Source organism: Dactylosporangium sp. NPDC005572, from assembly GCF_040605515.1.
Classification (GTDB): domain Bacteria; phylum Actinomycetota; class Actinomycetes; order Mycobacteriales; family Micromonosporaceae; genus Dactylosporangium.
The window spans coordinates 1-11706 of record NZ_JBEXCY010000087.1 but is presented as its reverse complement, the minus strand read 5'-3'; the positions used below and the strand labels follow the sequence as shown (position 1 = coordinate 11706).

Genomic DNA, 11706 nt, shown 5'->3' with positions numbered 1-11706 from the left:
TTGCGATTACGCGGAGTGAGAGCCGGACCGGGCACCCCCACGCACGGTCCGGCTCTGCCAAACTTGTCCGATGCGACTGCGGGTGGGCTTCTGTACTGCTGCTGTTCTCAGTCTGTTGGCTGGGGTTTCAGCAGCACCAGCGGCCGCCGCACCCTCGCCCTCCGGGCAGCCGTCGCCGACCGTCGCGGGCGCCGGACAGACCGTCTGCATCCCCGACAACAAGCAGGTGACGGAGATCTCGGGCCTGGTGGCCACCGCCAACGGCTTCATGGCGGTGCAGGACAGCCAGCCCAGCGGCAAGCCCAAGATCTACCAGCTCGACAATAGCTGCAAGCTGCTCAGCACGATCAACTACCCGACCCCCGCCCGTGACCCCGAGGACCTCGCCGTCGACAAGAACGGCACGTTCTGGATCGGCGACCTCGGCGACAACGACGAGGCCAGCGGCGGCACCAAGGAGCCGCGCAAGACGGTCGCGGTGTGGAGCCTGCCGAGTGGCTCCAAGGAGCCGACGATCAACCGCCTGGCCTACCCCGACGGCAAGAAGCGCGACGCCGAGGCGCTGCTCCTGGCCGCCGACGGCAGCCCGATCATCATCACCAAGTCCCCGGTCGGCGAGGTGTGGGTCCCCGAGGGCCCGCTGCAGCCGAAGACCGAGGCGGGCGTGAAGCTGAAGAAGGTCGGGCAGTTCAACCCGCAGGACACCAAGACGGCCAACCCGCTGGGCCTGCTGGGCTGGAAGCTGATCACCGGCGCCGCCACGTCCCCCGACGGCGCCAAGGTCGTCATCCGCACCTACTCGGATGCCTACGAGTTCGACGTCAAGGGCGGCGAGGTGGTCAAGGCGATCACCAGCGGCAAGCCGCGCATCACCCCGCTGCCCATGGAGGCGCAGGGCGAGGCGATCACGTACTCGGCGGACGGCAAGACGTACATCACGGCCTCCGACCTCGACAGTTCGAAGAAGGCGCCGCTACTGCGGTACACGCCGACGAACATCTCGCCGGACAAGGGCAACGGGGCCAACCTGCCGACGCCGAACTCCGACGACCCCGGCTTCCTGGCGAGCCTGACCCTCCAGGACATCACGTATGCGGTCGCCGCGATCGGCATCGTCGGCCTGGGCCTGGTGGTGGCCGGCATCGTCGGCATCCGCCGCGCGCGGGCGGCCCGCCGCCTGGCCGGCCCGGCCGGCGCCCGCGCCTCGGTCTCGGGCGGTGGCCCGGACGGCGACGGCCCGGGCGGTTTCGGCGGCCCCGATGGCGGCCCGGACGGCGACGGCCCGCGGGGCGGTGGCACGGTCTACGGTGCCCAGCCGGCCCCGGCGGGCCGTGGCGGTGGCGGCAACGTCTACGGCGGCGCCCCGTCGTCCCCGGCCCCGCAGGGCACAACCTACGGCGGCGGCTCGGGCGGCGGCACCACGTATGGCAGCGGCGGCGGCTCGACCTACGGCAGCGGCGGTTCGGGTGGCGGGACCTACGGCTCGTCCCAGGGCGGCACGTACGGCTCATCACCGGGCGGCTACGACGCCCAGCCGCCGGGCCCGCGCGGCTTCGGCCAGGCGGGCGGCTTCCCACCCCCGGCGCCGGGCGGCAACGGCACCCGGGGCGTGTACGGCGGCCGGGGCCAGCAACCGGACGACTACGACGGCCGCGAGCGCGGCTACGCCCCCCACCGCTGACGCGCCTGCCGCCATCCCGTGATCAAGGGAAGAACCTGGCTGTCATAGCGACCAGAAGTTTCCCTTGATCATGAAGGCCGGGCGTGATCGCCGCTTTGGGTAGGTCACCGCGGTGCGAGAAAGCGACAGAGCCCAGCAGCGGAGGCAGGGCTCTGTCGGTAGGCAGCGTCGGTGGGTCAGATGCGGCGGACGACCGTGACCACGCGGCCCAGGATCGTGGCGTGGTCGCCCGGGATCGGGTCGAAGGCCGCGTTCTGCGGCATCAGCCACACGTGGCCGTCGCGGTTGCGATAGGTCTTCACCGTGGCCTCGCCCTCCAGCATGGCGGCCACGATATCGCCGTTGTTGGCGTTGGGCTGCTGGCGGACCACGACCCAGTCGCCGTCGCAGATCGCCGCGTCGAGCATCGAGTCGCCCTTGACCTGGAGCATGAAGAGCGTGCCCTCGCCGACCAGCTCGCGGGGGAGCGGGAAGACGTCCTCGACGGCCTGCTCGGCCAGGATCGGGCCACCGGCGGCGATGCGGCCCAGGACCGGCACGTACGCCGGGCTCGGGCGGGCGGCACGCGCGGCCTCCTCGTCGACGGCGACCAGCTCGCTCGGCGGGCGGACGTCAACGGCGCGCGGGCGGTTGGGGTCGCGGCGCAGATAGCCCTTCCGCTCGAGCTCCTTCAGCTGATAGGCCACGCTGGAGGGGGAGACCAGGCCGACGGCCTCGCCGATCTCGCGGACGCTCGGGGGATAGCCGTTGCGCTCGACGGCGCTGCGGATGAACTCCAGGATGCGGCGCTGGCGGACGGTCAGGTCGGCGGCGAACAGGTCGGGGAAGGCGCTGACCACCGCGGTGACGGCGCGCATCTCCGGCTCGCCGCCGCGCCGCCGGGCGCCGCGGCGGGCGCCGCTGCCAATCGCGGTGACCTCGGCCGGCTTGCTCGCGGGTGCGTCGGTGCGGTCGTCGGCTGACACGTCGTCCTCCCTCTGTTGGCGCGCGCAGCAGTGCTGCGCCGCGGACGAACCGTGGGGCCGGTCCGTCTTTCCGGCCCGCCTTCGGGTGGCGGCCCGGGTTTGTCGCACATTTCGGGTATCCCGATCAAACGCCTTGATCGTGTGTGGATCACCGTAACGCCGAGGTGCGACAGTTTCAAACATCTGTACTACGTGGCGCGCCGATTTTTCGGCGAGTCGCTTGAATCCAGTCTCCTCGCTCTGGTAGAAAATCGTACGTCCGTTCGATCGAACGGCTGTACGGAAGCGAGGGCTGACATGCCGATCCGCCTGACCCGCCGGGGTCGCATCGTGGTGTTCGGCTTCCTGGTCGTCGTGTTCGGCGGGCTCGCCGCGCTGGTCTCGGCGCCCGGGCAGGCCGCCGACCCACCCGGCCCGGCGCCGACCGTCATCGTGCAGCCGGGCGACACGCTCTGGGACATCGCGGGCCGCGTGAAGGGCGACCGCGGGCGCGACGCGACGGTCGAGGACATCCGCCGTCTCAACAGCCTGGACGGGTACGGGATCGACGCCGGCCAGCGGTTGATCCTGCCGCGCACGCGCTGACCAGCGCGAACCTTGCCACCTGGCCGTCCAGCCGGTTGAGACGGGCGACACATTCGGGTGGGGATCCGTGTTTGACTTGCGTCCACGTAGTCGTCGGCATAGCGTCTACCCCTAGATGTAGTAGTTACAGGGTTGTAAGTCCTCCACAGGTTGTGGATCCGGCAATCACCCTTACCGACCGTAGTTTTCCGGCGGAGTCCCGCTCAAGGGGCGACCGCTGGACGTTCGTGTGCGTTTTATCCGGACATATCCGGCGTAGACTGAGAGAAGGTCCATCGAATGCGGTGCCCGTATTGCCGGCACGCCGACTCGCGGGTCGTGGACTCCCGCGAGGCCGAGGATGGCCAGATCATCCGGCGGCGCCGGTCCTGTCCCGAGTGCGGCCGGCGGTTCACGACCGTCGAGGAGGCCGTGCTCGCCGTGGTCAAGCGCAGCGGGGTGACCGAGCCGTTCAGCCGCTCGAAGATCATCGCCGGGGTGCGGAAGGCCTGCCAGGGCCGGCCGGTCGACGAGGACGCCATCGCGCTGCTCGCGCAGAAGGTCGAGGAGACCGTGCGGGCGCGGGGCGCCGCCGAGCTGCCCAGTCACGAGGTCGGGCTGGCCATCCTGACGCCGCTGCGGGACCTGGACGAGGTCGCCTATCTGCGGTTCGCCAGCGTCTACCGGTCGTTCGACTCGTTGAGCGACTTCGAGCGGGAGATCGCGTCGCTGCGGGCAGGTGCGGCGGGCGAGACCCAGCCGAGGCCCGACAAGCACAGCAACAGACAACAGGGGGAGGCCGCCGACGCGGCCGACAACGGGCTGACGGCGACCGCACGCCCGGGCGCCTGACGCGAGGCACCGAAGACGTAAACCACCACAGGGAAGCAACCAGAGGGGGCCGCGGATGGCGGGGGAGACGAAGACGAAGGCATCGGCACGCAAGGGGCTGCGTGTCGAGCGGGTGTGGACGGCCGAGGGTGTCCACCCCTACGACGAGGTGCAGTGGGAGACCCGCGACGTCGTCATGACGAACTGGCGGGACGGCTCGATCAACTTCGAGCAGCGGGGGGTCGAGTTCCCGACGACGTGGAGCGTCAACGCGGCGAACATCGTCACGACGAAGTACTTCCGCGGCGCCGTCGGCACCGACAAGCGTGAGCGGTCGCTGCGCCAGCTGATCGACCGGGTCGTGTCGACGTACACGAAGGCCGGGCAGGAGCACGGGTACTTCGCCACCGACCAGGACGCCGAGATCTTCGGTCTCGAGCTGACCTGGATGCTGCTGCACCAGGTGTTCAGCTTCAACTCGCCGGTGTGGTTCAACGTCGGTACGCCGAGCCCGCAGCAGGTGAGTGCCTGCTTCATCCTCGCCGTCGACGACTCGATGGACTCGATCCTCGACTGGTACAAGGAGGAGGGGCTGATCTTCAAGGGCGGCTCCGGCTCCGGCGTGAACCTGTCCCGGATCCGCTCCTCGAAGGAGCTGCTCAGCAGCGGCGGCACCGCGAGCGGCCCGGTGTCGTTCATGCGCGGCGCCGACGCCTCCGCCGGCACCATCAAGTCGGGCGGCGCCACCCGCCGGGCGGCCAAGATGGTCATCCTCGACGTCGACCACCCCGACGTGGAGGAGTTCATCGAGACCAAGGCCCGCGAAGAGGACAAGATCCGCGCCCTGCGCGACGCCGGCTTCGACATGGACCTCGGCGGCAAGGACATCGTCAGCGTCCAGTACCAGAACGCCAACAACTCGATCCGGGTCTCCGCCGAGTTCATGCGCTCGGTCGAGGACGACACCGAGTTCGCGCTGCGCGGCCGGCTCGACGGCAGCGTCGTGTCGACGGTCAAGGGCAAGCAGCTGTTCCGCAAGCTCGCGCAGGCGGCGTGGGAGTGCGCCGACCCGGGCATCCAGTACGACGACACGATCAACGACTGGCACACCTGCCCGGAGACCGGCCGGATCACCGCGTCGAACCCGTGCAGCGAGTACATGCACCTCGACAACTCCAGCTGCAACCTGGCCTCGCTGAACCTGCTGAAGTTCCTCGGCACCGACGGCTCGTTCAACCACGAGCGGTTCGTGCAGTCGGTCGAGTTCATCATCACCGCGATGGACATCTCGATCTCGTTCGCGGACTTCCCGACCGAGAAGATCGGCGAGACCAGCCGCGCCTACCGCCAGCTGGGCATCGGCTACGCCAACCTCGGCGCCCTGCTCATGGCGAGCGGCCTCGCGTACGACTCGGCGGGGGGCCGGGCCGTCGCCGCGACGATCAGCAGCCTGATGAGCGCCACGGCGTACCGCCGGTCGGCCGAGCTGGCCGGTGTCGTCGGCGCGTACGAGGGCTACGCCCGCAACGCCAAGCCGCACCAGCGGGTCATGGCGAAGCACGCCGCGGCGAACGACGCGATCGACACGCTCGGCACCGTCGATGCCGCCATCAAGGTCGCGGCGACCGAGGAGTGGCGCCGGGGCAACGAGATCGGCGCGAAGCAGGGCTGGCGCAACTCGCAGGCCAGCGTGCTCGCCCCGACCGGCACCATCGGCCTGATGATGGACTGCGACACCACCGGCGTCGAGCCGGACCTTGCGCTCGTGAAGTTCAAGAAGCTGGTCGGCGGCGGCTCGATGCAGATCGTCAACCAGACCGTGCCGCGCGCCCTGCGCACCCTGGGGTACCAGGAGGAGCAGGTCGAGGCGATCGTCGAGCACATCTCGACGCACGGCCACGTCGTCGACGCGCCCGGCCTCAAGCCGGAGCACTACAGCGTGTTCGACTGCGCCATGGGCGAGCGCACGATCGCGCCGATGGGTCACGTGCGGATGATGGCGGCCATCCAGCCGTTCATCTCCGGCGCCATCTCCAAGACGGTCAACATGCCGGAGTCGGCGACCGTCGAGGACGTCGAGGAGATCTACTACCAGGGCTGGAAGCTCGGCCTGAAGGCGCTCGCGATCTACCGCGACAACTGCAAGGTCGGCCAGCCGCTGTCGGCGGTGAGCAGCTCCAAGAAGGAAGAGAAGGCCGAGGAGCCGGCCGAGGTGGTCGTCAAGACGGAGAAGGTGATCGAGTACCGTCCGGTGCGCAAGCGGCTGCCGAAGAAGCGGCCGAGCTCCACGGTCTCGTTCTCCGTGGCCGGCGCCGAGGGCTACCTGACCGCGTCGTCCTACCCGGACGACGGCCTCGGCGAGGTCTTCCTCAAGATGTCGAAGCAGGGCTCCACCCTGGCCGGCGTCATGGACGCGTTCTCGGTCGCCATCTCGATCGGCCTGCAGTACGGCGTGCCGCTGGAGACCTACGTCAGCAAGTTCGTCAACATGCGGTTCGAGCCGGCGGGCATGACCGACGACCCGGACATCCGGCTGGCCAGCTCGGTGATGGACTACATCTTCCGCCGCCTGGCGCTGGACTTCCTTGACTTCGACACCCGCTCGGAGCTGGGCGTCCTGACGTCGGCCGAGCGCGCGGCCCAGCTGCGCGCCGAGGCGGCCGGCGAGACGGACGTCGACCTGACCGAGATGCGCAACAGCGCCCCGGTGGTGAAGGCCGCCGAGAAGCCGGTCGAGAAGGCCAAGCCGGTCGAGATCGCCGCGCCGCGCCTGGCCGGCTCCTCGACCGAGCTGCTCGAGCTGGTCCAGGGCAAGGCCGCCGACGCGCCGCTGTGCTTCACCTGCGGCACGAAGATGCGCCCGGCGGGCTCCTGCTACGTCTGCGAGGGCTGCGGCTCCACCAGCGGCTGCAGCTGATCGTCCAGGAGTACCACCGATACAGCACGTGACGGACGGCGGGCGCTGACTTCCAGCGCCCGCCGTCCGGTTAGCGGTCGCCCGGGTCGCCCAGCAGCGGCTTCACGTCCAGCACCGGGGTGCCGTCGAGGGCCTCCAGGTTGCGCACCCGCATGGCGAGGCCGTCGAGCGACAGGATCGTCACGCGGTGCAGCCCGATCGGGTTGGGCCGGTCGGGGGAGCGGGTGGCGAACACGCCGGTGCGCGGCCGGCTCGTGTCGCCCCGCGGGTGTACCGCGAGCACCGCCCGGTCGGCCCGGTCGAGCCAGGTCAGCAGCAGCACCTCGGCGCCCGGCGCCAGCCCGTCCAGTGCCGGCTCCAGGCCCGGCGCGAACCGCACCCAGCAGTCGGGCGCACCCTCGTCACCCTGCTTCGGCGCGGCGGCGCGATCATCCAATGTGGACTCCACCCAGGCCACGGCCCGGACCGGGAATTCACTCACGTCACGACGGTACCGCGTGTCGACAAGCCGACAACCACGCGATTCTGGGAAGCCTCAAGATTCCGCGTGTGATGAAGAGGATTCTTCTGCCGGTCGCCCTCACGGCGATCGCACTCGCCGGCTGCTCGTCCGAGGAGCCGGCCGAAACCACCGCCGCGGCGACGAGCGCGGCCGCGCCGTCCAGCGCCGCCGCACCCTCCAGCGGGGCCCCGTCGAGCGCGGCGGCCGCGGACGGCGGCTGCCCGGTCGACGCCGCGGCCCTCCGCACGGCGTTCCAGGCCAACGCGGAGGTCGCCGGCTCGATCCTGGTCGGCAAGGGCTTCAAGGACATCAGCTGCTACCAGGGCTGGGCCACCGCGCTCACGCAGCCCGAGACGCAGACGGATCCCGCCGTGGTGGTGTTCAAGTACGACAGCCCGAAGAAGACCTGGGCCGCGGTCATGGGCGGCACCGACCAGGTCTGCAAGGCGAACGTTCCGGCGGCGATCCAGCCGCACCTGAAGAACTGCGTTTAGGCCGAGGTGTCGTCATGCTGAAGAAGATCCTCCTGCCGGTCGCCTTCGCGGCGATCGCGCTCGCCGGCTGCTCCTCCGAGGAGCCCGGCGGTTCCACCGCGGGGGCCGTGCCGTCGAGCGCGGCGCCGTCGAGCGCCGCGGCACCCTCCAGCGCGGCGCCGTCGAGCGCCGCGCCGTCCGTGTCGACCTCGGTCGGCAAGGACGGCTGCCCGGTCGACGCCGCGACCCTCAAGAAGGCCTACGAGGCCAGCAAGAAGGTGTCCGAGGCGGTCATCCTCGGCAAGGGCTTCGCCGAGATCAGCTGCTACCAGGGATGGGCCACCGCCCTCACCCAGCCGGACCAGATGGACGTCGCCGTGGTCGTGTTCAAGTACGACACGGGCAAGAAGAGCTGGACCGCCCTTGCCGGCGGGACCGACAACCCTTGCCGTAACCTCGTTCCGCCCACGGTGCAGTCGAAGTTGAAGCATTGCAACCAGTAAATTCCTCGATGTGCTGAAGAAACTGATTCTCCCCCTGGCCGTCGCCGGAATGCTCACCGGCTGTTCCGGCGGCGGCTCGACCCCGAGCATCGCGCCGACCACCCTCGCGCCGAGCCCGGAGGAGTCCCTGCCCCCGCAGACCGGCCCGGCGCCGACCAAGCCGGGCGCGAGCCCGCAGGCCGGCTGCCCGGTCGACTCGGCCACCTTGGAGAAGGCGTTCAACGCCAACGCGAAGCTGTCGTCGGACATCGTGCTCGGCGCGGGCCTCACCGACATCAGCTGCGTCCAGGACTACGCGACGGCAAAGGCCCAGCCGGCGAATGTCGACCCGGCGACCGTCCTGTTCCATTACGACGCCACGCAGAAAATGTGGGTCGCGCTTACGGGCGGAACCGATGGCGTCTGTGACAACGTGGTACCGCAGGCCATCAAGGCGGAACTGAAGAACTGCGGCGTCTAGTGGAATGTCCCGTCTTGTGGTCATATAGACCATGGACCGTGAAGCACTGCTCCGGCTCCTCGCGGAGGAGCCGGGCGCAGCCTTCGAAGCGTGCGGCGACGCGATCCGCGCCGGAGCGGATTTCGTCGTCTGGGACCACACCATTCCGGCCGACGAGCTGACCCAGATGTACGCCCGGCGGGCGAAGCATCTGGCGAAGATCGGCAACCCGATGCTCGGCGGGGCCGAGGCGCTCGAGCAGCTCGAGGCGTCCGGCGACCGCCCGTTGCGCACCGGCGAGGCCAAGATCGAGGACCCGCCGACGCACTTCCAGCTCTTCCTGACCGCCGACGCCAGCCGGGTCGTCGCCTGCATCGGGATCGATCAGCGTTGACGTAGCAGGATGTCAGGGTGGATGCACTGCTAGACACCGCCGGACTGGCCCGGCTGCGCGAGGCGCTCGCCTCGGCCGGGTACACCGCTCAGGGGATCCGTGACCGTCTGGGCCCCGCCGCGACGGACGCTACGGCCCGCAACGACTTCCGGGCCGCGCTGAGGATCACCGAGGACCACCCCGGCCGGCTCGCCACCCTGATCCGGCTGTTCATCTGCGGGCAGACCGAGCCGCTCGACCGGGTCGCCGCCGCGCTCGCGCCGCTGCCGCTGGAGTCGGCGGCGGCGCTGCTGGAGGCCGACGGGGACGGCGTGCGCGCCGCCGTCGAGCTGGAGCCCTATGGCGACTGGTGGGTCGTCGCCGACCTGTCCGCCGGCATGCGACCCGGCCGCCCGCTGCCCGGCGACCACGTGCTCGGCGTCGGCGGGGCGTCGACGACGCTGGCCGCCGCGACGCTGCGGTCGCCCGTCGGCTCGGCGCTGGACCTGGGTACCGGCTGCGGCGTCCAGGCCCTGCACCTGTCCACCCACGCCGGCCGTGTGACCGCGACCGACGTCCTGCCCCGGGCGCTGCGCTTCGCGGCCACCACCGCCGCGCTGAACGGGCTCGACTGGGAACTGCTGGAGGGCGACCTGGTCGCCCCCGTCGCCGGCCGCCGCTTCGACCTGGTGGTGAGCAACCCGCCGTTCGTCGCCGGGCCGGGCTTCTCCGACCACGTGTACCGCGACTCCGGCCGGCCCGGCGACGCCGTGTGCGCCGAGCTCGTCGCGGCCGCGCCGGGGCTGCTGGCCGACGGCGGGCACATGCAGTTCCTGGCCAACTGGCTGCACGTCGCCGGCGAGTCTTGGGAGGACCGGGTCGCCGACTGGCTGGCCGGGACCGGCCTCGACGCGTGGGTCATCCAGCGCGAGGTGTCCGATCCCGTGGGGTACGTCAACCTCTGGCTCAGCGACGCGAGCGAGGACCCGCGGGCCCAGCCGGCCCTCGCCGCGGCGTGGCTGGACTGGTTCGACGCACAGAAGGTCGACGCCGTCGGGTTCGGGCTGATCACGCTGCGGGCCGGCGGCAACGACGACCCGACGGTGCGCATCGAGGAACTCCGGCAGACCGTCGACGGCCCCCTCGGCCCGCTGGTCGCCGACTGGTTCGAGCGGCAGGACCTCCTGCGCCACGGCGACCTGCTCGCCACCCGGTTCCGGGCGGCGCCCGGGCTGCGGCTGCGGCAGGAGGCGGTGCGCGGGCCGGAGGGCTGGGAGGTCGAGCGGCAGCTGCTGACCCTGACCGACGGGCTGCGGTGGATCGAGGAGGTGGACCCGGTCGCGCTGACCCTGGTGGGAGCGTGTGACGGGTCGGTGACCCTGCGGGACCAGGTCGACGTGCTGGCCTTGGCGCATGAGGTACCGCCGGATGCTCTGCTGGAAGTCGCGGTGCCGCTGGTGTCGCACCTGGTCGAGCGCGGCATTCTGCTGCCGGTGACCTGATGCGGGCATTGGTCCAGACCGTTTCCCGGGCATCGGTGACGGTCTCCGGTTCCGTGGTGGGCTCGATCGTCGACGGTTTGCTGGTGCTGGTCGGGGTGACCCACACGGATGACTCGGCGGTGGCTGTGACAATGGCCCGCAAAGTGCACGAACTGCGCATCCTGGACGACGAGAAGTCGGCGTCCGACGTCGGTGCGCCGCTGCTCGTCGTCTCGCAGTTCACGCTCTACGGCGACGCCCGCAAGGGCCGGCGGCCGACCTGGATCGCCGCCGCCCGGCCCGAGGTCGCCGAGCCCTTGATCGAGGAGTTCTGCGCGGCGCTTCGCGCCCGCGGCGCATCCGTCCAAACCGGGCGATTCCGCACCCACATGCTCGTCGAGAGCGTGAACGTGGGGCCACGGACGGTGCTGCTGGAGGTCTGATCGCCACCGGGACTCACGGATTCGTGCCACGGCTCCGCCGCCTCACCGCCACTTCACGCCCGCTCAGCGAAGCTTCTTCCCGTAGGAATGATCGCGCCACTTGTCAAGACCACGGGAGGCGAGCGAAGTGGCCCAGCCGCTGACTGACACCACGGACTCCACGGACTTCAACGCGACGGACGCCACGGACGTCTCGGAGCTTGAGGCCGACGAGCAGCACGAGCCCCAGATCGACACCGCGGGCGTCTCAGCGGACCTCGTTCGTGCCTACCTCAACACCATCGGCCGCACCAAGCTGCTGACGGCCGAGCAGGAGGTCGAGCTCTCGAAGAAGATCGAGGCCGGACTGTACGCCGAGGAGAAGCTCACCAACGGCGACGTGCACCCCGCGTGGATGAACACGTACGAGATCGTGGTCCGCGAGGGTCGTGCCGCCAAGGCCCACCTGCTGGAGGCCAACCTCCGGCTGGTGGTCAGTATCGCCAAGCGGTACACGGGCCGTGGCATGGCGTTCCTGGACCTCATCCAGGAGGG

The 11706-nt window shown here is 70.4% G+C and carries 13 protein-coding genes; 11 read left to right on the top strand and 2 right to left on the bottom strand.

Features of this window, described 5'->3' with window-relative positions:
• Window positions 1-226: 226 nt before the first annotated feature.
• Window positions 227-1681, top strand: coding sequence for a hypothetical protein (locus ABZS66_RS33080; protein WP_354764604.1), 1455 nt, complete (start codon window positions 227-229; stop codon window positions 1679-1681).
• A gap of 176 nt (window positions 1682-1857) precedes the next feature.
• On the opposite strand, the gene lexA is transcribed toward ABZS66_RS33080, so the two are convergent.
• Window positions 1858-2538: a transcriptional repressor LexA gene (lexA, locus tag ABZS66_RS33075; protein ID WP_238016138.1), complete on the bottom strand. Its 681-nt coding sequence runs from the start codon at window positions 2536-2538 to the stop codon at window positions 1858-1860.
• 405 nt (window positions 2539-2943) lie between these two features.
• Here lexA and ABZS66_RS33070 point away from each other — a divergent pair, with 405 nt between their 5' ends.
• The 3 genes from ABZS66_RS33070 (at window position 2944) to ABZS66_RS33060 (ending at window position 6958) form a co-directional block, all read left to right on the top strand.
• Window positions 2944-3231 (top strand): LysM peptidoglycan-binding domain-containing protein, encoded by a 288-nt coding sequence (locus ABZS66_RS33070; protein ID WP_354764602.1) that lies wholly within the window; start codon window positions 2944-2946, stop codon window positions 3229-3231.
• Window positions 3232-3510: 279 nt separating this feature from the next.
• Complete coding sequence (gene nrdR, locus ABZS66_RS33065; protein ID WP_354764600.1) at window positions 3511-4062, top strand: transcriptional regulator NrdR; 552 nt, start codon at window positions 3511-3513, stop codon at window positions 4060-4062.
• A 55-nt stretch (window positions 4063-4117) separates the two neighbouring features.
• On the top strand, window positions 4118-6958 hold the full coding sequence (locus ABZS66_RS33060; protein ID WP_354764598.1) for a vitamin B12-dependent ribonucleotide reductase: 2841 nt from the start codon (window positions 4118-4120) through the stop codon (window positions 6956-6958).
• 70 nt (window positions 6959-7028) lie between these two features.
• Here the strand turns inward: ABZS66_RS33060 and tsaA are convergent, their stop codons facing one another.
• On the bottom strand, window positions 7029-7439 hold the full coding sequence (gene tsaA / locus ABZS66_RS33055) for a tRNA (N6-threonylcarbamoyladenosine(37)-N6)-methyltransferase TrmO (RefSeq protein WP_354764596.1): 411 nt from the start codon (window positions 7437-7439) through the stop codon (window positions 7029-7031).
• A 71-nt stretch (window positions 7440-7510) separates the two neighbouring features.
• Between tsaA and ABZS66_RS33050 the strand changes: the two genes are divergently transcribed.
• From ABZS66_RS33050 to ABZS66_RS33020, 7 genes are all read left to right on the top strand, one after another.
• A complete protein-coding gene (locus tag ABZS66_RS33050) occupies window positions 7511-7954 on the top strand; it encodes a hypothetical protein (protein ID WP_354764594.1) in 444 nt (147 codons plus the stop codon).
• 14 nt (window positions 7955-7968) lie between these two features.
• On the top strand, window positions 7969-8436 hold the full coding sequence (locus ABZS66_RS33045) for a hypothetical protein (RefSeq protein ID WP_354764592.1): 468 nt from the start codon (window positions 7969-7971) through the stop codon (window positions 8434-8436).
• A 10-nt stretch (window positions 8437-8446) separates the two neighbouring features.
• Window positions 8447-8896, top strand: coding sequence for a hypothetical protein (locus ABZS66_RS33040; RefSeq protein WP_354764590.1), 450 nt, complete (start codon window positions 8447-8449; stop codon window positions 8894-8896).
• Between the two features lie 31 nt (window positions 8897-8927).
• On the top strand, window positions 8928-9269 hold the full coding sequence (locus tag ABZS66_RS33035) for a hypothetical protein (RefSeq protein WP_354764588.1): 342 nt from the start codon (window positions 8928-8930) through the stop codon (window positions 9267-9269).
• Between the two features lie 17 nt (window positions 9270-9286).
• Window positions 9287-10750: a methyltransferase gene (locus ABZS66_RS33030; RefSeq protein ID WP_354764586.1), complete on the top strand. Its 1464-nt coding sequence runs from the start codon at window positions 9287-9289 to the stop codon at window positions 10748-10750.
• Window positions 10750-11172, top strand: a complete 423-nt coding sequence (gene dtd, locus ABZS66_RS33025; protein WP_354764584.1) for a D-aminoacyl-tRNA deacylase — start codon at window positions 10750-10752, stop codon at window positions 11170-11172. The genes ABZS66_RS33030 and dtd overlap by 1 nt, the downstream gene beginning before the upstream one ends.
• 229 nt (window positions 11173-11401) lie before the next feature.
• A partial coding sequence (locus tag ABZS66_RS33020; protein ID WP_354764654.1) for a sigma-70 factor domain-containing protein occupies window positions 11402-11706 on the top strand: 305 nt, incomplete at its 3' end.

What these genes read in the sequence shown, in the direction of transcription:
- lexA (WP_238016138.1), bottom strand. Translation starts at nt 2,538, where the DNA reads ATGCGCGCCGTCACCGCGGTGGTCAGCGCCTTCCCCGACCTGTTCGCC.
- ABZS66_RS33070 (WP_354764602.1), top strand. Translation starts at nt 2,944, where the DNA reads ATGCCGATCCGCCTGACCCGCCGGGGTCGCATCGTGGTGTTCGGCTTC.
- nrdR (WP_354764600.1), top strand. Translation starts at nt 3,511, where the DNA reads ATGCGGTGCCCGTATTGCCGGCACGCCGACTCGCGGGTCGTGGACTCC.
- ABZS66_RS33060 (WP_354764598.1), top strand. Translation starts at nt 4,118, where the DNA reads ATGGCGGGGGAGACGAAGACGAAGGCATCGGCACGCAAGGGGCTGCGT.
- ABZS66_RS33050 (WP_354764594.1), top strand. Translation starts at nt 7,511, where the DNA reads ATGAAGAGGATTCTTCTGCCGGTCGCCCTCACGGCGATCGCACTCGCC.
- ABZS66_RS33045 (WP_354764592.1), top strand. Translation starts at nt 7,969, where the DNA reads ATGCTGAAGAAGATCCTCCTGCCGGTCGCCTTCGCGGCGATCGCGCTC.
- ABZS66_RS33035 (WP_354764588.1), top strand. Translation starts at nt 8,928, where the DNA reads ATGGACCGTGAAGCACTGCTCCGGCTCCTCGCGGAGGAGCCGGGCGCA.
- dtd (WP_354764584.1), top strand. Translation starts at nt 10,750, where the DNA reads ATGCGGGCATTGGTCCAGACCGTTTCCCGGGCATCGGTGACGGTCTCC.